This window comes from Ekhidna sp. (assembly GCF_965228795.1).
Classification (GTDB): Bacteria; Bacteroidota; Bacteroidia; order Cytophagales; family Cyclobacteriaceae; genus Ekhidna.
Map to the genome: position 1 here is coordinate 1,717,647 of NZ_OZ245839.1, position 23,554 is coordinate 1,741,200.

24 protein-coding genes are annotated in these 23,554 nt (G+C 41.2%); 15 read left to right on the plus strand and 9 right to left on the minus strand.

The features are described from left to right. Positions 1-67: 67 nt before the first annotated feature. The gene (locus ACQK2H_RS07820) at positions 68-442 is read left to right on the plus strand and encodes a hypothetical protein (protein ID WP_425390877.1); all 375 of its coding nucleotides are present in this window, start codon (positions 68-70) and stop codon (positions 440-442) included. A 51-nt stretch (positions 443-493) separates the two neighbouring features. On the opposite strand, the gene ACQK2H_RS07825 is transcribed toward ACQK2H_RS07820, so the two are convergent. The 4 genes from ACQK2H_RS07825 to ACQK2H_RS07840 all read right to left on the minus strand — a co-directional run bounded on the left by ACQK2H_RS07825 (position 494) and on the right by ACQK2H_RS07840 (position 3,430). Further along, positions 494-994 (minus strand): hypothetical protein, encoded by a 501-nt coding sequence (locus ACQK2H_RS07825; protein ID WP_425390878.1) that lies wholly within the window; start codon positions 992-994, stop codon positions 494-496. A 51-nt stretch (positions 995-1,045) separates the two neighbouring features. Further along, positions 1,046-1,504 carry a hypothetical protein gene (locus ACQK2H_RS07830; protein WP_425390879.1) on the minus strand — a complete coding sequence of 153 codons (459 nt, stop codon included), beginning with the start codon at positions 1,502-1,504 and terminating at the stop codon, positions 1,046-1,048. A 111-nt stretch (positions 1,505-1,615) separates the two neighbouring features. Beyond that, positions 1,616-2,194 (minus strand): ABC transporter ATP-binding protein, encoded by a 579-nt coding sequence (locus ACQK2H_RS07835; RefSeq protein ID WP_425390880.1) that lies wholly within the window; start codon positions 2,192-2,194, stop codon positions 1,616-1,618. A 3-nt stretch (positions 2,195-2,197) separates the two neighbouring features. Next, complete coding sequence (locus ACQK2H_RS07840; protein WP_425390881.1) at positions 2,198-3,430, minus strand: HD domain-containing protein; 1,233 nt, start codon at positions 3,428-3,430, stop codon at positions 2,198-2,200. A gap of 45 nt (positions 3,431-3,475) precedes the next feature. On the opposite strand from ACQK2H_RS07840, the gene ACQK2H_RS07845 reads away from it, so the two are divergent. Genes ACQK2H_RS07845 through ACQK2H_RS07855 form a run of 3 tightly spaced genes read left to right on the plus strand, consistent with a single transcriptional unit; the run spans position 3,476 to position 6,665 of the window. Then, positions 3,476-5,026: a PglZ domain-containing protein gene (locus ACQK2H_RS07845; RefSeq protein ID WP_425390882.1), complete on the plus strand. Its 1,551-nt coding sequence runs from the start codon at positions 3,476-3,478 to the stop codon at positions 5,024-5,026. Continuing rightward, a complete protein-coding gene (gene tsaE, locus ACQK2H_RS07850; protein ID WP_425390883.1) occupies positions 5,023-5,442 on the plus strand; it encodes a tRNA (adenosine(37)-N6)-threonylcarbamoyltransferase complex ATPase subunit type 1 TsaE in 420 nt (139 codons plus the stop codon). Before ACQK2H_RS07845 ends, tsaE begins: the two co-directional genes overlap by 4 nt. Next, on the plus strand, positions 5,439-6,665 hold the full coding sequence (locus ACQK2H_RS07855; RefSeq protein ID WP_425390884.1) for an alanine dehydrogenase: 1,227 nt from the start codon (positions 5,439-5,441) through the stop codon (positions 6,663-6,665). The genes tsaE and ACQK2H_RS07855 overlap by 4 nt, the downstream gene beginning before the upstream one ends. 401 nt (positions 6,666-7,066) lie before the next feature. Here ACQK2H_RS07855 and ACQK2H_RS07860 read toward each other — a convergent pair whose 3' ends face one another. Continuing rightward, positions 7,067-9,736, minus strand: a complete 2,670-nt coding sequence (locus tag ACQK2H_RS07860) for a valine--tRNA ligase (protein WP_425390885.1) — start codon at positions 9,734-9,736, stop codon at positions 7,067-7,069. Positions 9,737-9,823: 87 nt separating this feature from the next. On the opposite strand from ACQK2H_RS07860, the gene ACQK2H_RS07865 reads away from it, so the two are divergent. The 5 genes from ACQK2H_RS07865 to ACQK2H_RS07885 all read left to right on the plus strand — a co-directional run bounded on the left by ACQK2H_RS07865 (position 9,824) and on the right by ACQK2H_RS07885 (position 13,507). Continuing rightward, a complete protein-coding gene (locus ACQK2H_RS07865; RefSeq protein ID WP_425390886.1) occupies positions 9,824-10,012 on the plus strand; it encodes a hypothetical protein in 189 nt (62 codons plus the stop codon). Next, positions 10,012-10,488, plus strand: a complete 477-nt coding sequence (locus tag ACQK2H_RS07870) for a nucleotidyltransferase (RefSeq protein WP_425390887.1) — start codon at positions 10,012-10,014, stop codon at positions 10,486-10,488. The genes ACQK2H_RS07865 and ACQK2H_RS07870 overlap by 1 nt, the downstream gene beginning before the upstream one ends. Next, entirely contained in the window at positions 10,485-11,756 is a 1,272-nt protein-coding gene (gene fahA / locus ACQK2H_RS07875) for a fumarylacetoacetase (RefSeq protein WP_425390888.1), read from the plus strand. Before ACQK2H_RS07870 ends, fahA begins: the two co-directional genes overlap by 4 nt. A 58-nt stretch (positions 11,757-11,814) precedes the next feature. Then, positions 11,815-12,699, plus strand: coding sequence for a flavin reductase family protein (locus ACQK2H_RS07880; RefSeq protein WP_425390889.1), 885 nt, complete (start codon positions 11,815-11,817; stop codon positions 12,697-12,699). 73 nt (positions 12,700-12,772) lie between these two features. Next, entirely contained in the window at positions 12,773-13,507 is a 735-nt protein-coding gene (locus ACQK2H_RS07885; RefSeq protein ID WP_425390890.1) for a class I SAM-dependent methyltransferase, read from the plus strand. Positions 13,508-13,713: 206 nt separating this feature from the next. Here ACQK2H_RS07885 and ACQK2H_RS07890 read toward each other — a convergent pair whose 3' ends face one another. From ACQK2H_RS07890 to ACQK2H_RS07905, 4 genes are read right to left on the minus strand one after another with little or no spacing between them, the layout of a single operon-like run. Beyond that, entirely contained in the window at positions 13,714-14,160 is a 447-nt protein-coding gene (locus ACQK2H_RS07890; protein WP_425390891.1) for an RES family NAD+ phosphorylase, read from the minus strand. Further along, complete coding sequence (locus ACQK2H_RS07895; RefSeq protein ID WP_425390892.1) at positions 14,157-14,516, minus strand: antitoxin Xre/MbcA/ParS toxin-binding domain-containing protein; 360 nt, start codon at positions 14,514-14,516, stop codon at positions 14,157-14,159. Before ACQK2H_RS07895 ends, ACQK2H_RS07890 begins: the two co-directional genes overlap by 4 nt. A gap of 46 nt (positions 14,517-14,562) precedes the next feature. Then, on the minus strand, positions 14,563-15,483 hold the full coding sequence (locus ACQK2H_RS07900) for an NAD-dependent epimerase/dehydratase family protein (RefSeq protein WP_425390893.1): 921 nt from the start codon (positions 15,481-15,483) through the stop codon (positions 14,563-14,565). Between the two features lie 53 nt (positions 15,484-15,536). Continuing rightward, the gene (locus ACQK2H_RS07905) at positions 15,537-16,190 is read right to left on the minus strand and encodes a phosphoadenylyl-sulfate reductase (protein WP_425390894.1); all 654 of its coding nucleotides are present in this window, start codon (positions 16,188-16,190) and stop codon (positions 15,537-15,539) included. A gap of 103 nt (positions 16,191-16,293) precedes the next feature. On the opposite strand from ACQK2H_RS07905, the gene ACQK2H_RS07910 reads away from it, so the two are divergent. From ACQK2H_RS07910 to pdeM, 6 genes are all read left to right on the plus strand, one after another. Next, a complete protein-coding gene (locus ACQK2H_RS07910) occupies positions 16,294-16,704 on the plus strand; it encodes a 6-pyruvoyl trahydropterin synthase family protein (RefSeq protein WP_425390895.1) in 411 nt (136 codons plus the stop codon). Next, positions 16,667-17,359 (plus strand): GTP cyclohydrolase I FolE, encoded by a 693-nt coding sequence (gene folE / locus ACQK2H_RS07915; protein WP_425390896.1) that lies wholly within the window; start codon positions 16,667-16,669, stop codon positions 17,357-17,359. Before ACQK2H_RS07910 ends, folE begins: the two co-directional genes overlap by 38 nt. Positions 17,360-17,456: 97 nt before the next feature. Next, positions 17,457-19,835, plus strand: coding sequence for a sodium-translocating pyrophosphatase (locus tag ACQK2H_RS07920; protein WP_425390897.1), 2,379 nt, complete (start codon positions 17,457-17,459; stop codon positions 19,833-19,835). Between the two features lie 77 nt (positions 19,836-19,912). Continuing rightward, entirely contained in the window at positions 19,913-22,372 is a 2,460-nt protein-coding gene (locus ACQK2H_RS07925) for a ligase-associated DNA damage response DEXH box helicase (protein ID WP_425390898.1), read from the plus strand. A 37-nt stretch (positions 22,373-22,409) separates the two neighbouring features. Then, positions 22,410-22,844, plus strand: a complete 435-nt coding sequence (locus ACQK2H_RS07930; protein WP_425390899.1) for a DUF2147 domain-containing protein — start codon at positions 22,410-22,412, stop codon at positions 22,842-22,844. A 2-nt stretch (positions 22,845-22,846) separates the two neighbouring features. Further along, complete coding sequence (gene pdeM, locus ACQK2H_RS07935) at positions 22,847-23,467, plus strand: ligase-associated DNA damage response endonuclease PdeM (RefSeq protein ID WP_425390900.1); 621 nt, start codon at positions 22,847-22,849, stop codon at positions 23,465-23,467. The last annotated feature ends 87 nt before the right edge of the window (positions 23,468-23,554 follow it).

Here is a 23,554-nt window from a genome sequence, read left to right on the forward strand (position 1 = left end):
GTGGAAATCTTTTCTCAGTTTTGGCAATATTTTTCATTGAGATCGTTGAGAGGATAAGAAAGGTGTTATGCGAAAAAGTCTATTGATTCTATTTGTAATTAGTATCACGTGTGTTTCTTACGCGCAGGATACACGAAGTGCCGAAGTAAGAAAGCCACCTCGTCCACAATATCAGGCAACAAAAAAGGAGAAAAAGGGATTTTTTGATTTTTTCAAGAAAGATAAAAAAGCAGAACTTAAAACATCTCAGGAGGAGCTAATAGCCTTCCGAAAAAGAGTTAGCAAGGCATACGCCGAAAATGCCAAGGTGGAAAGGAAGGTTGTTAAGCACAAAAAAAGGGAAGCTAAGAAAGGAGAAAAATTTCATGGGCATAAACGGCCTCCTAAAAAGCGACCTCCCGGTAAGCAGAAGTTTTGCAAGGTGTGCAGAATTAAGCATTAAGCCACTAAAGATCCTTGTCTCCCCAACCTAGTAGACATTAAGTAGAGTTTGTTAGGCACTCACTCTATAGAGTGTCTGTGATCGCATCCTCAGGTTAAAATTAGAAAGGATGGCGCGCCTAATCGATTGTTTCAAAAACGTGTGATTAACACCTCCTTCTGAAACAGCAAACTTGATGATTGGTCTTTGTACTTCTTTGATCAAAGAAAGCTTAGAAACCCATTGTGCATACATTTCTTTCCAGTCACTATCATAAGCTTCCATATGGGATCTGCCATCCCACATTATCTCTAGCTGATTGTCGGCATGGTCATGTCGATAAATTGCTGCAAGGATGTCGTAATTTTCTTCGAGTAATTCTTTAGCGAAATGGATTTTCTTTTTTAGCTCGATAATAAAGTCATCTTCAAGCTCCATAGGGTTGTGCTGGATGTTGTACGCTTTTAAAATTTCGTGAAGCCAGTTTTTCAGAAGTGCTTCCTTGGAGAAAGCCTGAACGGACTTAAGGAGATAATTCTTGTCCTGAGCAAAATATTTTTCTTCGATGAGCATAAAAAAAGGGTAACACAAAGTTACCCTTCAAATTTTAAAAATCTTAATTGATTAATTAAAAACGAACGTCCACTCTCCGGTAATTCCACTTGTCCTTGCTGTAGACTCCTGTACATCAAATTCAAGAGAAAGACTGTTTTCGGAAACTGATGCAGTCATATCGGTAGTTACACCGTTTTGAACTTTGGTGATAACTGAACCAGACGAATTTCCGAATGACCATGTTCCATTTGCCCAGACATCACTGAATCCATCCGGTACACCACTTACAGTGTATGAACCACCGTCTTTGGTACCAGAAAAACTAATGCTGAAGTTAGACCAGTCTCCATCTGCTGTACCGTCATCAGTTTGCACTGTTGAAGGTTGAGCCCATCCGGAAACAGTCAAATCTGCAGCCAGCTCCTCCAATGGATCTGGAGCGGGATCATCACCACCGCCACCGCATGACATAAAAATAACTAAGGAAGCAAAAACTAAGGCAGCAAGTAAGTTTGATAATCGTTTCATAAATTCTGTATTCTGATTAGATATAAGATTAAATCAAAAGTAGGACTTTTTGACATTTATACCTACTAAACTCTAAAATGCTCATGAAATTATTCGCTGAGGCTGTTTTTTTTAAAGATTAATGCTTTTTTGACACATATTTATTTCATTAGAATCATTAGAGGCCACTAAAATTAGCTTATTAGACAACTTTTTCAGCTCATTTGACCACCAATCAAATCCTTCTTGATCAAGGTTTGCAGTTGGCTCATCCATAAATAAAATGTCATTTTCAAAATAAAATGCAGTAATCAGTTTTGTTCGCTGTTTCATGCCGGTTGAAAACTCAGCAATTAACTTATCTAATGGTAGAGAAGCTGATTCTGCCATTTCTTTCATCTCTACAATAGGATTTTTAAACTTTTGATGAAAAGATAAAAGCTCTCTTAGCGTAAACTCTTCAATGACTTCAGTGTAAGGTCCAATGAACGAAATTGAAGGCTGAGCTTCTTCTAGTAAGGTATCATTTGATAGTACTTTTCCTTCGCTTGGTGTTAAATATCCAGCCATTATTTGGAGTAATGTTGATTTTCCTGATCCGTTTTTTCCAGTTATAGCTACTACGTTACCTTGATCAAGTTCAAAGTTTTGATTTCTAAATATCCAGTTCTTTCCAAACTTTTTGCCAATGTTATCTCCAACCAGCAGCATATGTTAATTACTTAAAAGCTCTTTTGGTGCACATAAATAGTGTTTGGTAACAATTTTACTCATAGCCTTAATATTAGGTAGATCAGAAGCGTCAGCCACATCTACGACTCCTCCGTGTTTTCTGAGAATTTTGATCGATTGCCCGGAAGCTATGTATGCTGAATTGCTTACAGAGCCAGTTTTTACCAGGTAGGAAGCGTCTTCATCATTGACACCAAACATTTGAGCGGCCTTATGAATTAAATCATCTGTTACAATTCTCCCTAAGGGATCATTTGAAAATGAAATACCCATAAGCTTTCTATTCAGTAACTTTTCACTTAATGTGCGTAATATGATGTCGTCATGTTCCTGCCAGAACTTGATAGATCCCCAAATGTCATTGTCATCTAAAAGAGAATAAATCTCCAGTATATCCGGGTCTTCCTCAAAGTCTTGCATCGTAATGTTTCTTTCAAGGAAAATCTTTAAGGCGGGGGTAGCGGTTAGTTTTTCTCCCGATTGTGTAAGATATTTTGCTCGCTTGATCAGCTCGATAAGCATAACTTCTGCACTAACTGCTGTCTTGTGCAAGTAAACCTGCCAGTACATCAGTCTTCGGGCACTTAGAAAGTTTTCGATACTGTAAATGCCCTTTTCTTCAACTACCAATTGTTCATTGGAAACATTGAGCATTTTTATAATGCGCTCAGAACCAATTGCACCCTCATAAACGCCGGTAAAAAATGAATCTCGTTTCAAGTAATCCAGCCGATCGATATCCAATTGACTAGACACAAGCTGATGGAAAAATGGACGCTCATACTGGTCTTGGAATATTTTCAGGGTCAAATCGAGTGCGCCATTAAACGTTTTATTCAATCGTTCCATCATCCATTTGCCAACCATTTCATGATGTACTCCTTTAAACAAGGAAAATTCAAGCGTGTGAGAGAACGGTCCATGTCCCACATCATGTAGCAGTATAGCCATCATACTGGCTTTTCGTTCTTCTTCTGAAATTTCTATTCCTTTCTCTTGCAGGGAGTTAAGCGCTCTTCGCATTAAATCCATTGCCCCTAAAGCATGGTGAAATCGGGTATGCAAAGCACCGGGATAGACTAAATCAGTGAGGCCAAGTTGCTTGATACGCCTTAGTCGCTGAAAATAACGATGCTCAATGATGTCGAAGAGGAGATCGTTGGGTATATTGATGAATCCGTAAACCGGATCATTAAGAATTTTCTTTTTGTTCAACAGCGTTTGTGATTTACTTAGCAAAAGAATGCCAAAACTGAATTAATGCAGCAATTTAAAATCTTATGGGCGGACGATGAAATCGACCTTCTCAAGCCTCATATTTTATTTCTGGAACAAAAGGGTTTTCAGCTTACTCCTGTCAACAGTGGAGCAGATGCGCTGGAAGAAATAGACCATAACTATTTCGATATCGTTTTTCTGGATGAAAATATGCCGGGAATGAGTGGACTCGAAACGCTCAATTATATTAAATCCACTCACCCTAATATCCCGGTGGTGATGATCACCAGGAATGAGGCTGAAGAAATCATGGAAGAGGCCATTGGAGCTAAAATTGCTGATTATCTGATTAAACCACTCAATCCGAATCAAATTCTGCTTTCAGTTAAGAAAATTCTGGACAACAAACGAATCATTTCTGAAAAAACCAATCAGGGATATCAAAAGGAATTTCAGCAACTCGCAATGAGCGTGGTGGATGCTCAAGATCATCACGACTGGATGGATATTTACAAAAAGCTGGTTTATTGGGAGCTGGAAATAGACGAAACAGAGGATAAGAGCATGGTTGAAGTTTTAAATGCTCAAAAAGTAGAAGCAGATGGGAATTTTTCAGAATTCATTACATCAAATTATGAATCATGGATAACAGATCCGGATATTGAGCGACCACTGCTTTCGCATAATCTGCTGAAGCATAAAGTTTTTCCTCAGATTGGTGAAGACCCTGTATTCCTTATTGTTATCGATAATCTCAGGTATGACCAATGGAAAATGATAGAACCGGAGGTTGCTGAATTGTTTAGCATTGATTCTGAAGAGATGTATTTCTCAATTCTCCCCACGACGACTTCCTATGCTAGAAATGCACTTTTTGGAGGTTTAACACCTTTGGAGATATCCAGGAGATATCCGGATCTTTGGGTGGAAGAGGAAGAAGAAGGAGGTAAAAACCTAAAAGAAGCAGAGCTGCTGGAGGCAAACATGGCCCGTAATCGCATTCAGGAAAAATTTAGTTACCACAAAATATTACGTGCTGAAGAAGGTAAAAACTTAAGTGAGAGTATCACAAATTTGATGGGTAACCGGCTGAACACCATTGTTTTTAATTTTGTGGATATGCTCTCTCATGCACGAACAGACATGCAAATGATCAGGGAGCTGGCACCTGATGAATCAGCCTATCGATCACTTACTAAATCATGGTTTTCGCATTCTTCGCTCTATGATACACTTAAGGCATTGGCCAATCAAAAGGTCAAAGTGATTATAACAACCGATCATGGAACTATACGGGTGAATAAACCTCAGAAAATAGTGGGTGATCGAAATACCAACACCAATCTGAGATACAAAGTAGGAAGAAACCTAGCTTTCGATGAGGATAGTGTGTTTTTTACTCGAGAGCCGGAAAAGCTGGGGCTACCAAAAGTCCACGTTAGTTCCAGCTATGCTTTTGCAATGGATGACCATTTCTTTGCATATCCAAACAATTACAACCATTACGCCAGGCATTATAAAGACACCTTCCAGCACGGAGGAATTTCTATGGAAGAAATTATGATTCCATTGATAACCCTTTCTAACAAATGACAATTCCGAATTACCATGAAGACGAGCTTCAGGAAGTAGCACGAAAGCTAATTAGCAACTTTGGAGGATTGAAAGTGTGGTACTTTGATGCAGAGATGGGAGCGGGTAAAACGACACTGATCAAGCAAATTTGTAATGAACTTGGGGTGGAGGATGAAATGAGCTCACCAACTTTCTCTATTGTCAATGAATATCTGGATAGTAATAAGAACGAAATCTATCATTTTGATTTTTATCGGCTGAAAGATATTGATGAGGCCATCGATATAGGTGTGGAAGATTATCTTTTTTCAGGGAATCTTTGTCTATTAGAATGGCCGGATATTATTCAGCCACTTTTACCTGATGAATACCTGCAAATAAGCATTAAATTAGTAGGTGATAATACCCGATCACTAATTGCACAACCTAAATGAACGAATCGTCAAAATCCGGATTTGCGAAGTTGGCACAGGAGCAAACACTTTATCCTCAGGAAGCTCCTGCAAAAATCTCTAAAAAGCATCAGAACTTACAAATTGGAGTTCCTCAAGAAATAGCAGATCAAGAGAAGCGAATGCCAATTAAACCCTCTTCTGTGGGTGTTATGGTAGCTAATGGACATGAAGTGTTGATAGAATCTGGAGCTGGTGAATCAGCTAATTTTTCAGATAAAGAATACAGCGATGCGGGTGCAAAGATCGCCTACAGTGCGAAAGAGGTTTTTGAGTGTCATGTGGTCTTGAAAGTGGAACCACCCACTATCAAAGAAATTGAAATGATGAAGCCGGGCAGTACACTGATCTCAGCTTTTCAAGCAGGTAAGCAAAATGTAAAATACCTGGAGGCCATCAACAAGAAGAAACTCATTGCAATCGGGTATGAATTCATTCAGGATAAAGTAGGTGGATTGCCATTGGTTCGCGCTATGAGTGAGGTGGCAGGTAGCACAGTAATGGTAATTGCTGCAGAATATCTCAGTAGTGCCAATGAAGGAAGAGGAGTGATTCTTGGAGGAATCACTGGTGTTCCTCCTACACGTGTCGTAATTATAGGAGCGGGTACAGTCGCGGAATTTGCTGCACGAGCTGCACTTGGTCATGGTGCAGAGGTTCGCGTTTTCGACAATCAGATTTACAAGATGAGAAGACTCAAACACTCGCTTGGTCAGGAAATATACACCTCTACCTACGATGAATCGCTACTAGCCAAAGAAGTAAAGGAAGCGGATGTGTTAATAGGTGCTGTTCGCTTTGAAAAAGGTAAAACAAAGATGCTGGTGACAGAAGATATGGTCATGAGCATGAAACCTGGCGCTGTGATCATAGACGTGAGCATTGATCAGGGAGGATGTATCGAAACCTCTGAGCTCACCAATCATAAAAAACCTACGTTTGTGAAGCACGATGTGACACATTATTGTGTGCCAAATATCGCCTCGCGTGTAGCAAGAACAGCTTCCTTAGCCATTTCTAATATCTTCACTCCAATTCTACTGGAGGCTGGTGATTGTGGCGGGTTTGATGAGATGATCTATACACATCCGTGGCTGCAAAAAGGTGTTTATTCTTATAAAGGAACACTGACTAACCTCGCTCTTGCAAAGCGATTTAATCTTGCTTTTAAAGATATCAGCTTGTTTATGGCGGCCAGGATTTAGGTCTTTATAATGATGGTTTTTTCGAATCTTGAATTTAACTAGCCGCTATGGGTACTTTTAGGCTTAACCCTACCAAGGTCATTATCATTTAATGCTCCAAGTAAATTACCATTGGTGGAATTACCTAGTTTTTCGTAGCAATTGAGAATTAATATTCCACCTGTAAATATCTTCCATGTTGGCCGTTTATTTGAACTTGTGTTTCAGGTTTTACTTGAACATATCCATAATGGAATCATATAATTTTGCTGAGCTCAATATGGGGAGGAGGGCTGGAATTCGGAGACAATCGCCAAAACCACGGGGTTGAAAGTGTGTTGGCCGGGATTTGGTTTTGGCTTGATTCTTTGCTTCTTTCTCATCTAAGGAGAAAGAAGGGCCTCCCCGGCCAGAGGGGAACGTTATAATAACCCAGCCAAACTTTCCTCCAATGTCTTAATCTTCGCCTCGGCATCTGCCAGTTTCTTACGCTCTGTGGCTACCACCTGCTCAGGGGCATTGTTTACAAATCGTTCGTTGGAAAGCTTTTTCTGCACCGACTTCATGAAACCACGTGTGTAGTTAAGTTCTTCCTCAATCTTCTTCTTCTCTGCTTCCATATCCACATTGTCAGACGCAGGAATAAAGAACTCATCTGATCCTACCACAAAGCTGAATGCATTCTCAGGCTTATATCCTGATTTGATATCACTCAGGTTAGCCAGTTTTTTCAATGATTCACTTATTGAATCTACGGATTTCGCATTGGTTGTCAGTTCAAAATCTTCCTTAGGAGAAATGCCTTTGGAGCTTCGAATGTTTCTAACAGCTGACGTAATCTCAAAAAGTAGATCAGCTTCTTTCAGAATTTCCATATCAAAACCGGAAGCCTTTGGCCATTCAGCAACAATGATTGCCTCATCGTCTTTTCGATCTTTTAGCTCGTGCCATAGTTCCTCTGTGATGAACGGCATAAATGGATGTAATACCTTCAAGACCTGCTCAAACAGTTCGATTGTTTTGGCTTTAGTTTTAGCATCAATTGGTTTGCCGTACTCCGGCTTGATCCACTCCAGGTACCAGCTACAGAAGTCATTCCACACGAGCTTATATGCAGTCATCAAGGCATCCGACATTCGGAACTTGCAAAAGTGATCTTCCAACTCCGTCAATGCTTTATTGAGCTTACTTTCAAACCATGTAATAGCTTGAGCATTCACTTCAGGTTGTGCTTCATCGGTCGTTTCCCATCCACTCACCAGTCGGAAGGCATTCCAGATCTTGTTAGAAAAGTTTCTACCCTGCTCACACAGCTTCTCGTCAAACAGCAGGTCGTTTCCAGCAGGAGAGCTAAAGAGCATTCCGGTTCTCACTCCGTCCGCGCCGTACTGTTTGATCAGGTCTAATGGATCAGGAGAGTTACCCAACGATTTAGACATCTTGCGTCGCTGCTTGTCACGAACGATTCCTGTCAGATACACATTTTCGAATGGCTTTTCATCCAGGTATTCATACCCGGCAATGACCATACGGGCTACCCAGAAGAACAGAATCTCAGGTGCAGTCACCAATGTGTTGGTCGGGTAGAAGAAGTTGAGCTCTTCGTTCTTGCTCTTGTCAATCTTTCCGGTTGCAGGATCGTAACACTTTTCATTAAACCCATCAAAAACCGCAATTGGCCATAGGTTAGATGATGCCCAAGTGTCCAGTACATCTTTATCTTGCTTGAGGTCATCAGCTGTTAGACTTTCGTTCCCTGTTGTCTTTCGTGCTTCTTCAAGAGCCTGCTCTATATTTTCAGCAACCACAAAATCATTCTCTCCATCACCGTAGTAGTAGGCAGGTATTCGCTGACCCCACCACAGCTGACGAGAGATACACCAGTCGCGTACATTCTCCATCCAGTGGTTGTAAGTGTTCTTGAATTTGGATGGGAAAAGTTGAATTTCATCATCCATCACGGCTTTATGTGCCCGCTTGGAAATCTCTTTCATCTTAATGAACCACTGTAGAGAAAGCTTAGGCTCCACTACAGAATTAGTTCGCTCTGAACGACCAATCTTGGTTATAAACTCTTCTTCATGAACGAGGATACCCGCCTCTTTCAGATCCTTCACGACCATCTTGCGAACCTTGAATCGATCCTGACCAACATACTTGTCAATCTCACACTTTTCATTGAGCGTTCCATCAAGGTTGATGGTGTCTACGATCTCCAGGTTGTGTCGCTGACCGATCTCATAGTCATTCGGATCGTGGGCTGGTGTCACTTTTAAGCAGCCTGTACCAAAATCCAGCTCCACATAATCATCCCCAATGATTGGGATCTCACGGTTGATGAAAGGAACAAGAGCTTTTTTCCCGATCAAATGCTTGAATCGATCGTCGTTAGGGTTTACAGCAATTCCAGTATCACCCATGATTGTTTCTGGTCGCTGCGTGGCGATGGTAACAAACTCGTCTGAGTCTTTGATCTGGTATTTAACGTGATAAAGAATCGCTTTCTCACCATCTTCGTTATAGATAACCTCTTCGTTAGAAATAGTGGTCTGCGCCTCACAGTCCCAGTTGACCATGCGCAAGCCACGGTAGATGTAGCCTTTGTTAAACAGGTCAACAAACTGCTTGATTACCGCGTCGTGGTAATTCTGGTCCATTGTAAACGTAGTTCGCTCCCAATCACAGGAAGCACCCAGTTTTTTCAACTGATCCAGGATGATGCCGCCGTATTTATCTTTCCACTCATAGGCATGCTTGAGGAAATCTTCACGAGAAAGATCCGACTTCTTAATGCCTTTTTCACGAAGCATCTTCACCACTTTCGCTTCAGTCGCAATCGAGGCATGGTCTGTACCCGGTACCCAGCAAGCCTCTTTGCCTTCCATGCGCGCCTTCCGAATCAAAACATCCTGAATCGTGTTGTTAAGCATGTGTCCCATGTGGAGGACACCCGTGACGTTCGGAGGAGGGATGACAATAGTGTATGCTTCTTTACCGGTTTTAGGTGTGGCGTGAAAGAAGTTTTGGTCCATCCAGTACTGGTACCATTTGTCTTCTACCTGCGTCGGGTCATATTGTGTGGAAATGCTCATGAGCGCGCTACTGTGTCTTTAATTTTTTTGAAGCCGCAAAGTTAGTTCTTTACTGGCTTTCCTATAAGGATTTATTACATTTAAAGTATGATTCGGAAACCAACTTATGCTGGTAAAATAGGGCAAAAAGATTATGAAGATATTTTGTTTTGGGCTTTTGAAAAGACTCCAGAAGAGCGCTTAATAGAGAGTTGGAGATTGCATTGCTTGAATCATGGCATATCGCAGGAAAGTTTATTGGATAAAAACAGTGCAATAGCAAAAAAACGTCTTTGATGGCTGATCTTTTCAACCAGGATTTTTTAGAGTACCTCCAATTGTTGAATAATTATGAAGTTGAGTATGTATTACTTGGCGGAATGGCAGTTAACATTCATGGTTATAGACGATCTACCGGAGACATGGATTTGTTTGTAAATCCAACTTTAGAAAATCATAACCGGTTGAAAAAAGTACACCAGAAATTTGGTATGATGATGGGCGAAATGGGTGATCTTGAGAATTTTCTAAATACTCAAAAATATGATGTTTATACCTTCGGGGTTTCTCCTATACAGATTGATGTGATGACTGCTTGCAGGGGAATTACATTTGACGAAGCATTTACAAATGCTGAACTTTACCCAATCAATGAGGTGAGTATTCGAGTAATAAATTATGAAACGCTTTTAAAGACGAAAAAAGCTACAAAAAGAACTCGAGACTTGGCGGATATTGAAGAATTAAAAAAAATTAAGAAGCAAAAGAAATGATAGAAATAGCTGCAAATAATCCAAAACTAAAATCCTGGGTAGAGGTACCCGCCAATTCAGACTTTCCGATCCAGAATTTGCCGTTCGGTATTTTCAAAAAAGAGGGAGTAAAACGTGTAGGAGTAGCCATTGGAGAAAAGGTTTTGGATCTCGCCGGACTTCAGAATCATGGATTATTTGATGGAATGGGTTTGCCTGATGGCATCTTTGATAAGGAATACCTGAATGATTTCATGAATCTGGGTAAGCCGACCGCTCGAAAGGTAAGGGATCGTGTATCTGAATTATTGCAGGAGGGCAATGAAGAATTAAAAAATCACTACGCACTTCAGTCTGTTTTAAACGACATGGATAAGGTGAAGATGTGCCTGCCAGTACAAGTGGGAGACTACACTGATTTTTACTCGAGTGAGCAGCATGCATTCAATGTGGGTTCCATGTTCCGCGATCCGGACAATGCACTGATGCCAAACTGGAAGCACATTCCCGTAGGTTATCATGGACGGGCATCTTCGATTATCGAATCGGGCGTTCCGATACATCGACCTAAGGGTCAGCAGAAACCCAATGAGGATGAACCTCCGGTATTTGGCCCATGCAAATTATTGGATTTCGAGTTGGAGATGGCGTTCATTACTTGTGGCCAAAATCAATTAGGAGATTCCATCTCTACCGAGGAGGCAGAAAACCATATTTTCGGGATGGTACTGTTTAATGACTGGTCGGCCAGAGACATTCAGAAATGGGAATATGTGCCACTAGGGCCATTTTTAGCTAAAAATTTTGCATCTTCCATTTCACCGTGGATTGTAACATTGGATGCATTGGAGCCTTTCCGAATCCCGGGACCGAAGCAGGATCCGGAGGTACTTCCGTATTTGAAATATGAGGATAACAAACATTTTGATATTGATTTGGAAGTTGCCATCCAGCCCGAGGATAGCGAAGAGAAAGTGGTTGGCAACTCCAATTTCAAATACATGTATTGGAACATGGCCCAGCAGCTGGCACACCAGACTGTGAATGGGTGCAACATTAAAACCGGGGATATGTACGGTAGCGGTACCATTTCCGGTCCGGATGCAAGTCAGTTTGGCTCAATGCTGGAAATTTCCTGGAAAGGAACAAAGCCCGTATCTATGCCGGATGGTTCGGAGCGTAAGTTCATTCAGGATGGTGATACCGTAATCATGCGTGGACATGGGAAGAAGGATGGAGTTCGTATTGGTTTTGGTGAGGTGAGTACAAAGGTTTTGCCAGCTAAGTAAAAGCCCAATCTCCCCCTTTGGAGGGGGATTAAGGGGGAGGAATAATTATTTGAATATCATGACAATCGATCCGAAAGAAATACCCGTACCGGAATTACATGGACACCTGCTGGGAGCAGTGGCGCCACGCCCTATTGCATTTGCCGGCACAGTAGATAAGGAAGGAAAAGTAAACCTGAGTCCGTTCAGTTTTTTCAATGTGTTCAGTGCTAATCCTCCAATCATGATCTTTTCTCCGGCACGGAGAGGAAGGGACAATACCACTAAGCACACACTGGAAAATGTGCTGGAACATCCGGAGTGTACGGTAAATATAGTGTCCCATGACATGGTGCAACAGATGTCGCTGAGCAGTACAGAGTACGAAAAAGGAGTGAATGAATTTGCTAAAGCAGGGTTTACAGAAGAAAAATCGAAAGTTGTAAAGCCGCCAAGAGTAAAAGAGGCACCCGTTTCTTTCGAGTGTAAGGTCATAGAAGTGAAATCGCTGGGAGAGCAGGGAGGAGCCGGACAGTTGGTGATCTGTGAGGTGCAGTTGATGCATATTGCAGATCGGATTTTGGATGAAAACGGAAAAATTCACCCAAACAAACTGGATGCGGTGGCAAGAATGGGTGGAAATTGGTATGCCAGAGCGAGTGGAGATGCTATATTTGAAGTAGCCAAACCTCTGACAACCATGGGAATAGGAGTAGACCAAATACCTGATCAAATTCGAACCAGCACCGTATTGACCGGCAACCATCTTGGAATGCTGGGTAATGTGGAATCGCTACCGACTGAAGACGAAATAAAAGACTTTGCAAATGAACCTGAAGTTCGATCCATTCTTGATTCGTTCGATGACGATGAGAATATCCAACTGGAGCTTCACAAACTAGCCGCTGATCTGTTGAATGATGGCGAGGTGGATACGGCCTGGAAGGTTTTGATGATGGGGTAGATAAGCCACAAGCTTCAAGAAGCAAGTGATAAGTTAGCTTGAGGCTCATTGCTTGAAACTTGAATCTCATAAAATGAAAGATAATTTCTCCATCCAATCTGCAGACTATGCCAAGTTCCGCCCAGTCTACCCCAATGAGCTTGTCGATTACCTGCTTTCGATCACTGAGAAGTATGAAAACTGCTGGGACTGTGGAACAGGTAGTGGACAGCTTGCGGTAAAGCTTGCAGATCACTTTGATCATGTTTATGCTACGGATATCAGTGAGAAGCAGCTCTCAAATGCTTCTTATAAATCAAATATTGATTACTCCAAACAATCTGCAGAAGAAACTAGCTTCTCAGACAATCAATTCGATTTGATTACCGTGGCACAAGCGGCGCACTGGTTTGATCATAAACGATTCAATCAGGAAGTAAAACGAGTGCTTAAACCAGGTGGAGCCATTGCATTAATTGGGTATGGGTTGGTTCAGGTTGAAGGTAGCGTAGGAGAGGTTATAAAAGAATTTTACTGGAATGTAACCCATCCTTATTGGGATCCTGAGAGGGATCACATAGAGGCTGCCTATCAAACGATCCCGTTTCCATATGATGAAATCGAAGATGTGCCTTCTTTTAAAATGAAGAAGGAAATGTTATTGGAAGATCTGGTAGGTTACATCAGCACCTGGTCTGCAGTTCAGCATTATATCAAAAAGAATGGGTATTCCCCAATTGACAAGCTGTATAATGATTTAAAAGAGGTCTGGAAAGATAGGGCTCGTAAAGTGGACTTTCCGATCTTTACCCGTATTGGGAGAGTATAGTCCGCCTATTGAAAAACTTAAAAGTTTAGCTGTTTTTAACTAGTGTAATCCTACTAAATTCTTAATCCGAGAAAAATAGACTTGTAAATCATGTATCGACAGGCTTTTCAGAATTCTCAAAAACACTCCTGTAGGCCCCTCAAGGGGACAATTCCCCCTTTGGAGGGGGTAGGGGGAGGTTTTTAAAACTCCATTTAAGTCAGACATCAGTAGTTTTTAACCAACCTTCGATCGTAAATGAACCACTCTTGGTTCATGATTTCCATCTTCAAATCCGGATGATTGGGGTTGATGAGGTAGTTGCACTCTAATGGATTTATCACCGATGGCACTTTCAGTAAGGGTGTTGACATCTTCTTTGTCCACTCATCGCCTATACTGTTAGTTATTTTTTCATTTTCTTGCCAGTTGTCAGGTAAGTCATCCATCGTTATTTCATTTATGCCACCTGTTACTTCTATTTTAGTTAGCATATATTTTATAGAATCAGCACCGGTAATATGTACCAGGTGCTCCAAAATGCTTAACGAACTGGTTTGTGCAGTGTAGAGAACAAAATTTCCAATCGAATTCCACCTTCCGCCATACAGGGCTGCTTCCATCCCACTTAGATCATTGGCATATTTAGGAAGTGTAAGCCTAAATACAATCAACTGGTAATTCCATGTTTGATTCTACCAAGTACAAGTAAAACACGATTTGCACCGGTGATGGTAGACATCATGTTCAAAGGTGTGTATCCATCTAAAGAGGATTGAGGTGTTTTAAGCCATTTTGAAAGGTTGGTTTTTGAACCGAATGCTTCTTCCCCGGATGCCAGAATCTGCCGTATAAAGTGAAAACGATCGGATCTTTCAGCATCTAAGTGGTTTTTTTGCATCATGTTGTAGTAGGTTTTTTCGGAAACACCGAGCAATCCTGCCATGTCGTCTCTGGAAATACCATAGTCAACGGCAGCTTCTTTCACTAAGGCTGAATCAGTCACTTCTATTTTATACTCCTTAGTCATTCATGTAAATTTACATTAATATTAACGTAAAATTACCCAAGTAGTTTCAGAACGCAAACCGGCCTTTAAATTCCTCCAGCTCTGTTTTTAATTCCTTGCTCTCAAACCTATTAATGTGATCAAAAAGCTTACTGTCAGGATTGATTTTTAATTCCCGAAGATTCATGTGCTGATTGGTAAACAGAAACTCTAATGTAGGATAGATTTCTTTAAGCACATCTACTAAATCCAAAACCTGTAGGTTTTTATCTACCAGATTGTAGGTTCCGCTAGGAACTTCTTTTGTGATGGTCTGAACCAGGGCATCACAGAGGTATTCTACGTGAATGAAGGCCCTGGATTGTTTTCCATTCCCATTGATTTGGATGCGGTTGGTGAAGTTAGCGTCAAACATAAATCGGTTAATAACCGCATCGAACCGCATGGATTTACTATAGCCATACACGTTTCCACCTCGGATATTGATCGCATTCTTCTTTTCAGCCAGGCGATTCACATGCTCTTCTCCTCGCAGTTTAGAAATCCCGTAAAATGTAGATGGGGCAGGAGTAGTAGTCTCATCGGATACCTTGTCACTTGCGCCATACACGGAAGTACTACTCAGGTAGATGAATTTGGAAATGTTAGATTCCTCTGCACAGTACACCACTTCTGCAGTTCCCCAGTGATTGACCTGCTCATAAAAATGCGGATCGGTGTTTGCAAATGGAGTGGTAACAATTGCGGCAAGATGTACAACCACATCTGCATCTTTCATCAATTTTTTCAATTGGCGGGTATCAAGAATATCTCCACGCACTGAATGGATTTTCTCCTTGTTCGCGTACTCCTTTCCAAGAAAGAAGTTGTGATGACCTTTGCTTAGATTGTCATATACTGTGATCTTCTCGATATCAGGATTTGAAACCAGGTGCTTGACCAGCTTCGTTCCAACATATCCGGCTCCACCGGTGATAAGTACTTTCATTTGTTTTCTTATGTCTACAGTCGACTGACTAGCCGTCGACTGTTGTCAAAAATTTACTTGACTAAATCCGTATGCAATCCACACTCCACTTTATTTAGACCAAACCATCTGGCTTCCCGTTCCTGCATTTCCAGATCCATTTTTCGAGTACACGGCTCACATCCAATACTAATATATCCTTGTGCATCCAATGGATGTTTCGGTAGGTCATGTTCTTTGATGTAGGCAAATATTTTACGTTTGTCCCAGTCCAGCATGGGGTGAAAGCGAATACTATCGAATGGAGCTGGCTGTTCTATTTTCATGGCTTTCCTTACCGCACTTTGATCGCCACGCACACCATTGATCCATACATCATGACTCGCTAAAACAGATTCCATGGGTTGGGTCTTGTTTAAATAGCAGCAATGATCCGGATCAGTTGTGAATAACAGTTTTCCATTGGTTTCACGCTGCATGTATTTAGGAGTATTTGGCTTTAGATCCACAATTTTTAAGTTGAGTCGATCAGCTACCTCATCTTTAAATGAGATCGTTTCAGGAAATAGATATCCAGTATTAATGAAATAGACAGGGATGGTGTTATCTATTTCGCTCAGAATGTGCAGCATGGGTATGCTGTGCGTTTGGAATGACGAGGTAGTGAATAACCGCTTTCCTTCACGCTTATATTCTTGGATTTTTTGTCTGATTTCTGATATGTCCATCTGGTTAGATTTGAGGCAAAACAAACGCACAGAAAAATAAATTCATAGTCTGGCGAAACATCTTTATAAAAGCCGTTGTTATGAGTTCCAGTAATTTTGCAACATGCCAAGAGTAACCGTAAATAGAAAGGAACATTTTAATGCAGCTCACAGACTGTATAATGAGACATGGTCTGATGAGAAAAATGAAGCAGTTTTCGGAAAATGCAACAATCCAAACTGGCATGGGCATAATTACGAAGTGATTGTAAGCTTGACAGGAGAACCGGATGTAGATACCGGTTATGTTTATGATATGAAAAAATTGAGTAATCTTATTAAGGATAAAGTACTCAATCGATTCGATCACAAAAATCTGAATTTGGATGTTTCTGAATTCAAAAATTTGAATCCAACAGCAGAAAACATCGTCAAAGTCATCTATGATTTGCTGAGGCCTGAGGTAGAAGACGAGTACGAGATGAAAATAACACTATATGAAACAGAAAGAAACTACGTCGAATATCCAGGCTGAGGAACATGATGCATACGCTGACCAACACGTAGGATCATCTTATGATACTCCGTTGAGACCTGATGCGTTTGAGCAGGATGATGATTTGAAAATTGAATTGATTTCTAAGCACTTCAAAGAAATCATGCAAATTCTTGGTTTAGATCTTCAGGATGACTCATTGTCCGGCACCCCAAAGCGAGTGGCTAAAATGTATGTACAGGAAGTTTTTTCCGGTCTAAATCCGAAAAATAAACCACAGGTGCGCTTATTTGAAAACAAATACAAGTACAACCAGATGCTTGTAGAGAAGGATATTACTTTCTATTCTCATTGTGAACATCATTTTGTGCCTATTTATGGGAAAGCTCATGTGGCTTATTTTCCCAATGGGAAAGTAATTGGATTATCCAAGATTAATCGGATCGTTCAATATTATGCTAAGCGTCCACAAGTGCAGGAGAGGTTAACCGTTCAGATTGGCAATGAATTAAAATCACTCTTACACACAGATCATGTGGCTGTAGTGATGGATGCTTCCCATATGTGCGTGTCATCCAGAGGTGTTAATGATACGAATAGCCAAACGGGAACAGCCTTTTTTGATGGTAAATTCAAAGATCAAGACGTTAAAACTGAGTTTCTTAATTATGTAAATTCTATCAATAAGCCTTAATTCTCATTTAAGGTTTCTTAAAGTTCTGTGATTGGTTTCTATTAAAAACTAGTTGTTCTATCTTTGCGGCCTGTTTTTGAAAACCATTTAATAAATCATGGATAAAATAATCTATTTAGTGCCTGCCCTTGGAATTCTTGGGCTTGTTGTGATGATCATCAAATCCCGCTGGGTATACAAGCAGGATGCAGGTGATACTAAAATGCAAGACCTTGCAAATCACATCAGAGAAGGGGCATTGGCATTTCTTAGCGCAGAATATAGAATACTTGCCATTTTCGTTGTGCTAGCTGGCGCATTGCTTGGCGTCATTTCAATGATGGTAGAAACCACTCACTGGTTCATCATTGTTGCTTTCGTTATTGGGGCGTTCTTCTCGGCATGGGCCGGAAACATTGGGATGCGAATTGCAACTGCAGCGAATGTAAGAACCACACAAGCAGCAAGAACAAGCCTTCCACAGGCGTTGAAAGTATCATTTACTGGTGGTACGGTGATGGGACTAGGCGTTGCTGGACTGGCTGTATTCGGTCTAAGTATTCTCTTTATCTTATTATTCCAATTCTTCATGGGCGGTCAGTGGACTGTAAATGGAGTTGAAGATATGACTATCGTGCTGGAGGCACTTGCAGGTTTCTCTTTAGGAGCTGAGTCTATTGCACTATTCGCACGTGTTGGTGGAGGTATTTATACCAAAGCAGCAGATGTTGGAGCTGATCTTGTTGGAAAGGTAGAAGCGGGAATCCCTGAGGATGACCCAAGAAACCCGGCAACAATTGCTGATAATGTAGGAGATAACGTAGGTGACGTAGCAGGGATGGGTGCTGATCTTTTTGGTTCATACGTTGCAACAGTGCTAGCATCAATGGTACTCGGTAACTATGTAATCCGAGACATGGGTGGTTCTATCACCGATGAATTCAACGGAATCGGTCCAATCTTACTTCCATTGGTTATTGCCGGTTTAGGAATTGTGTTCTCAATTCTTGGCACTATGCTTATAAAGATTTCTAGCAATGATGCAAAAGAACCACAGGTACAAGCTGCTTTAAACAAAGGAAACTGGGGATCAATCATATTGACTGCAGTGGCATGTTACTTCGTAATTGATCTTCTATTGCCAGCTGAAATGACCATGGCATTCTTCGGTGAAGGAAACCTTACAGTTACTTCAGGAAGCGTATTCGGTGCTGTTTTGGTTGGATTGGCAGTAGGAGGACTTATTTCTTACTTCACTGAATACTACACAGGTCTTGGTAAAAAACCGGTTTTAGATATAGTTCAAAACTCTGCTACGGGTGCCGCAACAAACATCATTGCAGGTCTTTCTACCGGTATGATTTCAACGTTCGCCCCAATTCTTCTTTTCGCTGGTGCAATCTGGGGAGCATACGAACTAGCCGGATTCTACGGAGTAGGTATTGCAGCTTCTGCTATGATGGCAACTACTGCGATGCAATTAGCAATTGATGCATTTGGTCCAATTGCGGATAATGCGGGTGGAATCGCTGAAATGAGCGAGCTTCCGGAAGACGTTAGAGAAAAAACAGATATCCTTGATTCAGTTGGTAACACGACTGCTGCAATCGGTAAAGGATTTGCGATTGCTTCTGCTGCTTTAACTGCATTGGCACTTTTCGCGGCGTATGTAACCTTCACAGGCATTGATGGAATCAATATTTTCAAAGCAGATGTTCTAGCTGCTTTATTCATCGGAGGGATGGTTCCTGTAGTGTTCTCAGCTTTAGCTATGAGATCAGTAGGTAAAGCGGCCATGGAGATGGTAAAAGAGGTGAGACGTCAGTTCAAAGAGATTCCGGGTATCATGGAAGGAACTGGCAAGCCGGAGTACGGTAAGTGTGTAGATATCTCTACAAAAGCGGCATTAAGAGAAATGATGCTTCCGGGTGCGATCACCATTATTGCACCGATCCTGATTGGATTCTTCATGGGCCCTGAAGCACTTGGTAGCTACATGGCTGGTGTTGCAGTGTCAGGTGTACTTTGGGCGATTTTCCAAAACAACGCCGGTGGTGCATGGGATAACGCGAAAAAATCATTTGAAGCCGGAGTTATGATTGATGGCGAAATGACTTACAAAGGTTCTGAAGCTCATAAAGCCGCAGTTACTGGTGATACCGTAGGAGATCCATTCAAGGATACCTCTGGACCTTCAATGAACATCCTTATTAAATTGACTTGTCTTGTGGGTCTTGTGATCGCTCCGATTCTTGGAGAGGTTTATGGCACAGGACATGGCTCAACTGAGGAGGCCGCTATTGTGGTAGTGGAAGAAGCTGAGCCAATCAAAGAAGTATCTAAGGAATTCAAAGTGATGATGGAATCTTTAGAAGATGGGCAGGTTCAGGCGATTGTAACTTCTACCATTGTAGAAGATGGAGAAAGCATTGTGAAAGAAGACACTTTAGTAGGTGAGAAATCTGCGGTTAAAGCTCAGATTGATGCAATGAAATAATTGTATTCAAAACAATATTTAGAAACCTCGGCTTATTTAAGTCGAGGTTTTTTTATGCCTTTACTTAACTTCCGATTGTGACTGATAAAGAGCTTTTTCAAATTGCTGAAGACTGGTTTAGTTCTAAAAATTGGAAGTCTTTCGAATTTCAACGAAAGACGTGGCAAGCCTATTTAGATGGAAAAAGCGGGTTGCTAAATGCTCCGACAGGTTCCGGCAAAACCTATGCATTATGGATACCATGTGTATTGGAGTTTTTAAAACACAATGAAAAGCACGATGTAAAGCCTGAGTTGCAAATTCTTTGGATAACCCCTCTTAGAGCCTTAGCGAAAGATATTCATAGTGCCATGCAAAGCTTTTGTGATGATATGGATGTTCGCTGGAAGATCGGTTTGCGAACAGGAGATACCACTACCTCTGAGCGTCAGAAACAAAAGAAATCAGCCCCGCAGGCATTAGTTATTACGCCTGAAAGCTTACACGTTTTATTGAGTCAAAGTGATTACCCCAATTACCTCAAAAATGTTAAAAGCATTGTCGTAGATGAATGGCATGAATTAATAGGAACCAAGCGTGGGGTGGCCACTGAGTTGGCCATTTCAAGACTTAAAAAAATAACCCAAGAGAACCTTAAAATATGGGGCATCTCTGCAACGATTGGTAATCTACCGCAAGCCAAACGGGTGCTTCTTGGAGAGGATCTGAAAAAAGAAGCGGTTACCATCAAAGCAGAAATTGATAAAGAGATCATAGTAGAATCGATTTTGCCGGATGAAGTAGAAAGATTCCCCTGGTCGGGCTATTTAGGAACACGGTTATTGGATAAGGTCATCCCGATTATCAAAAGGAGTAAAACAACCCTACTTTTTACGAATACCCGATCACAGACAGAGCTTTGGTATCAGGCCATTTTGAAAGAAGCACCTGATCTGGCAGGAGTAATTGCAATGCACCATGGATCCATGGATCAAAACATTCGAAATTGGGTGGAGGATGCATTACATGCAGGGAAACTCAAGCTAGTTGTTTGCACATCAAGTCTTGATTTGGGAGTGGATTTTCGCCCCGTCGATACAGTCATTCAAATCGGCGGTCCCAAGGGAGTTTCCCGTTTTCAGCAGCGTGCCGGAAGAAGTGGGCATGGTCCCGGTGAAGTAAGCCAAATCTATTTTGTGCCGACACATTCATTGGAGTTGATTGAGGGTGCAGCCCTTCGTGATGCAATCAAAGAGGAAAAATTTGAGCAGCGAAAACCACTGGAGAAATGCATGGATGTACTGGTTCAATACCTTGTGACGCTTTCTGTTAGTGGCGGCTTTCGCCCATTAGAAATTCTGGAAGAAATCAAACAGACCTATTGTTTTAGATTGATGACCGCTGATGAGTACAATTGGGCTTTGGAGTTTATCACAACAGGTGGCAGCACCCTGGGAGAGTATGATGAATTTGCCCGTGTCTACAATGATGATGGAGTTTACAAAATTGTGAATAAGAAAGCCGCCCTGAGACATAAGCTTTCCATCGGCACGATTGTAGGTGATCCTGCCATGAATGTCAAGTTCATTACAGGTGGACATCTAGGAACGGTAGAGGAAAGCTTTGTATCAAAACTTAATCCGGGCGATACGTTTTGGTTTGCGGGTCAGAATCTGGAATTTATCAGGATTAAAGACATGACAGTGTTGGTGAAAAAATCGAAGAAAAAATCTGGCAAGACGCCCGCATGGGGTGGGGGACGACTTCCACTTTCATCTTTACTATCTGATCAAATCAGGATTAAACTTCAAGCTTCTGTAGATGACAAGTATGAATCTGATGAGATGCAGAAGATCAAACCCATTCTTGATCTCCAGCGTAAAATGTCCATCATTCCCGGTGTAGATACACTACTGATTGAGAAAGTAGAAACAGATTACGGCCACCACCTGTTCTTCTTCACTTTTGAAGGGATGTTTGTACACGAGGTGCTAGGCGGTCTCATTGCTTATCGCCTAAGTAAAAACCAAAAAATTACTTTTTCTATTTCCATGAATGACTATGGATTTGAGTTGCTATCTGACCAGGAGGTAGCCATAGAGGAGGCACTAGAACTAGATCTGTTTTCAGAAGAAAACCTTTTTGAGGATTTGAATCAATCCATCAATATGACGGAGATGGCTCAACGTACTTTTAGAGATGTGGCTACCATAGCAGGTTTGATTTTTCAAGGTTATCCTGGGAAAACCGTTCGGGCAAGGCATTTACAGGCCTCTTCAGGTATTTTATATAAAGTCTTTGCTACCTATGATGAAAACAACTTGCTGATCAAACAAGCCATAGATGAAGTGATGAATCTTCAGTTGGATCAATCCAGATTTATGGAGGCCATGAGAAGGATCAGCAAACAAAAAATTGTTTTGAAAGAAGTTCAAAAGCCTACTCCATTTGCTTTCCCTATTTTAGTAAGCTTAATAAGGCGTCAGAAGCTGAGTAATGAAGAAGTAACGGATCGAATTCTTAAAATGCAAATGGAGCTTGAGCGTGCCTTCGATTAGGATTAATTTTACACTTCAAAATTTAAAATTTCATATCGTGAAGAACATTTTAACTGTTATACTTTTTTGTGTTGGGTCAATGGTTGCTGCGCAAACAGCAATAGTCGGAAAATGGAAAACCATAGATGATGAATCAGGTAAGCCAAGGTCTGTTGTGGAGATCTATGAAAATGGAGGAAAGTATTACGGCAAAATTGTGAAACTCTTTAGAGAACCCGGTGAAGATCCGGATCCGATATGCGATGAATGTGAGGATCATCGAAAAGGTCAGAAAGTAATAGGTATGGAAATCATATCAGACATGAAGTACGATAAAGGTGATGAAGAATGGCATAAGGGTGAAATTCTGGACCCTGAAAATGGAAACATCTATGATTGCAAGCTTTGGATTGAAGATGGTAATCTAAAAGTAAGGGGCTATCTATTGTTCTTCTACCGAACACAAACATGGCTGCCATTTTCTGAAGGTTGAACATGAATGTGGAGGTAGCAGGAGAGCAGTTAACGTTACTCCCCGAAAGAGCGATTTACTGGAAGCGTGAAAAGGTATTGGTTGTTTCTGATCTTCATCTTGGCAAGGCGGGTCATTTCAGAAAGCATGGCATTCCTGTTTCAAAGAAAGTTCATTTAAATGATCTCTATATTCTGAAAACACTGATAGAGAATCATCAGCCCAGGCAGATCATTTTACTTGGAGACCTATTTCATAGTTTCGAAAATAACGAATGGCAAGATTTTGTACAGTTCCTGCAAATGCATCAAGGAATTGAGTTTATTCTGGTAGAAGGCAACCACGACATTCTTAGTGAGTATCCATCTACTTTAAAGGTTCAATCCATGCTAGAGTTAGGGCCCTTTTCATTCACCCACATAAGGGAAGAATCTACCTTATACAACCTGTCCGGCCATATTCATCCGGGTGTTTCGATTAAGGGAAAAGCAAGGCAGAGTATCACCATGCCATGTTTCTACTTCACCAATGATTATGGGGTTTTGCCTGCTTATGGACAATTCACAGGAGTGAAGAAAATAAGACCGAAAAAAGCAGACAGGGTCTATGGAATAGCAGGGGAACGAGTAATTGAATTAACGTAAGTTTTATCGTATTTTACAACTTAAAACCCCTGAACTCACCGGAGAGGGGTTACTTAATGAATATTAATCGTATTAAAAACTGGCTTG

Excerpts from the sequence above, each read along its gene's own strand:
- ACQK2H_RS07820 (WP_425390877.1), top strand. The coding sequence starts at position 68 with ATGCGAAAAAGTCTATTGATTCTATTTGTAATTAGTATCACGTGTGTT.
- ACQK2H_RS07825 (WP_425390878.1), bottom strand. The coding sequence starts at position 994 with ATGCTCATCGAAGAAAAATATTTTGCTCAGGACAAGAATTATCTCCTT.
- ACQK2H_RS07830 (WP_425390879.1), bottom strand. The coding sequence starts at position 1,504 with ATGAAACGATTATCAAACTTACTTGCTGCCTTAGTTTTTGCTTCCTTA.
- ACQK2H_RS07835 (WP_425390880.1), bottom strand. The coding sequence starts at position 2,194 with ATGCTGCTGGTTGGAGATAACATTGGCAAAAAGTTTGGAAAGAACTGG.
- ACQK2H_RS07845 (WP_425390882.1), top strand. The coding sequence starts at position 3,476 with ATGCAGCAATTTAAAATCTTATGGGCGGACGATGAAATCGACCTTCTC.
- tsaE (WP_425390883.1), top strand. The coding sequence starts at position 5,023 with ATGACAATTCCGAATTACCATGAAGACGAGCTTCAGGAAGTAGCACGA.
- ACQK2H_RS07855 (WP_425390884.1), top strand. The coding sequence starts at position 5,439 with ATGAACGAATCGTCAAAATCCGGATTTGCGAAGTTGGCACAGGAGCAA.
- ACQK2H_RS07860 (WP_425390885.1), bottom strand. The coding sequence starts at position 9,736 with ATGAGCATTTCCACACAATATGACCCGACGCAGGTAGAAGACAAATGG.
- ACQK2H_RS07865 (WP_425390886.1), top strand. The coding sequence starts at position 9,824 with ATGATTCGGAAACCAACTTATGCTGGTAAAATAGGGCAAAAAGATTAT.
- ACQK2H_RS07870 (WP_425390887.1), top strand. The coding sequence starts at position 10,012 with ATGGCTGATCTTTTCAACCAGGATTTTTTAGAGTACCTCCAATTGTTG.
- fahA (WP_425390888.1), top strand. The coding sequence starts at position 10,485 with ATGATAGAAATAGCTGCAAATAATCCAAAACTAAAATCCTGGGTAGAG.
- ACQK2H_RS07880 (WP_425390889.1), top strand. The coding sequence starts at position 11,815 with ATGACAATCGATCCGAAAGAAATACCCGTACCGGAATTACATGGACAC.
- ACQK2H_RS07885 (WP_425390890.1), top strand. The coding sequence starts at position 12,773 with ATGAAAGATAATTTCTCCATCCAATCTGCAGACTATGCCAAGTTCCGC.
- ACQK2H_RS07895 (WP_425390892.1), bottom strand. The coding sequence starts at position 14,516 with ATGACTAAGGAGTATAAAATAGAAGTGACTGATTCAGCCTTAGTGAAA.
- ACQK2H_RS07900 (WP_425390893.1), bottom strand. The coding sequence starts at position 15,483 with ATGAAAGTACTTATCACCGGTGGAGCCGGATATGTTGGAACGAAGCTG.
- ACQK2H_RS07905 (WP_425390894.1), bottom strand. The coding sequence starts at position 16,190 with ATGGACATATCAGAAATCAGACAAAAAATCCAAGAATATAAGCGTGAA.
- ACQK2H_RS07910 (WP_425390895.1), top strand. The coding sequence starts at position 16,294 with ATGCCAAGAGTAACCGTAAATAGAAAGGAACATTTTAATGCAGCTCAC.
- folE (WP_425390896.1), top strand. The coding sequence starts at position 16,667 with ATGAAACAGAAAGAAACTACGTCGAATATCCAGGCTGAGGAACATGAT.
- ACQK2H_RS07920 (WP_425390897.1), top strand. The coding sequence starts at position 17,457 with ATGGATAAAATAATCTATTTAGTGCCTGCCCTTGGAATTCTTGGGCTT.
- pdeM (WP_425390900.1), top strand. The coding sequence starts at position 22,847 with ATGAATGTGGAGGTAGCAGGAGAGCAGTTAACGTTACTCCCCGAAAGA.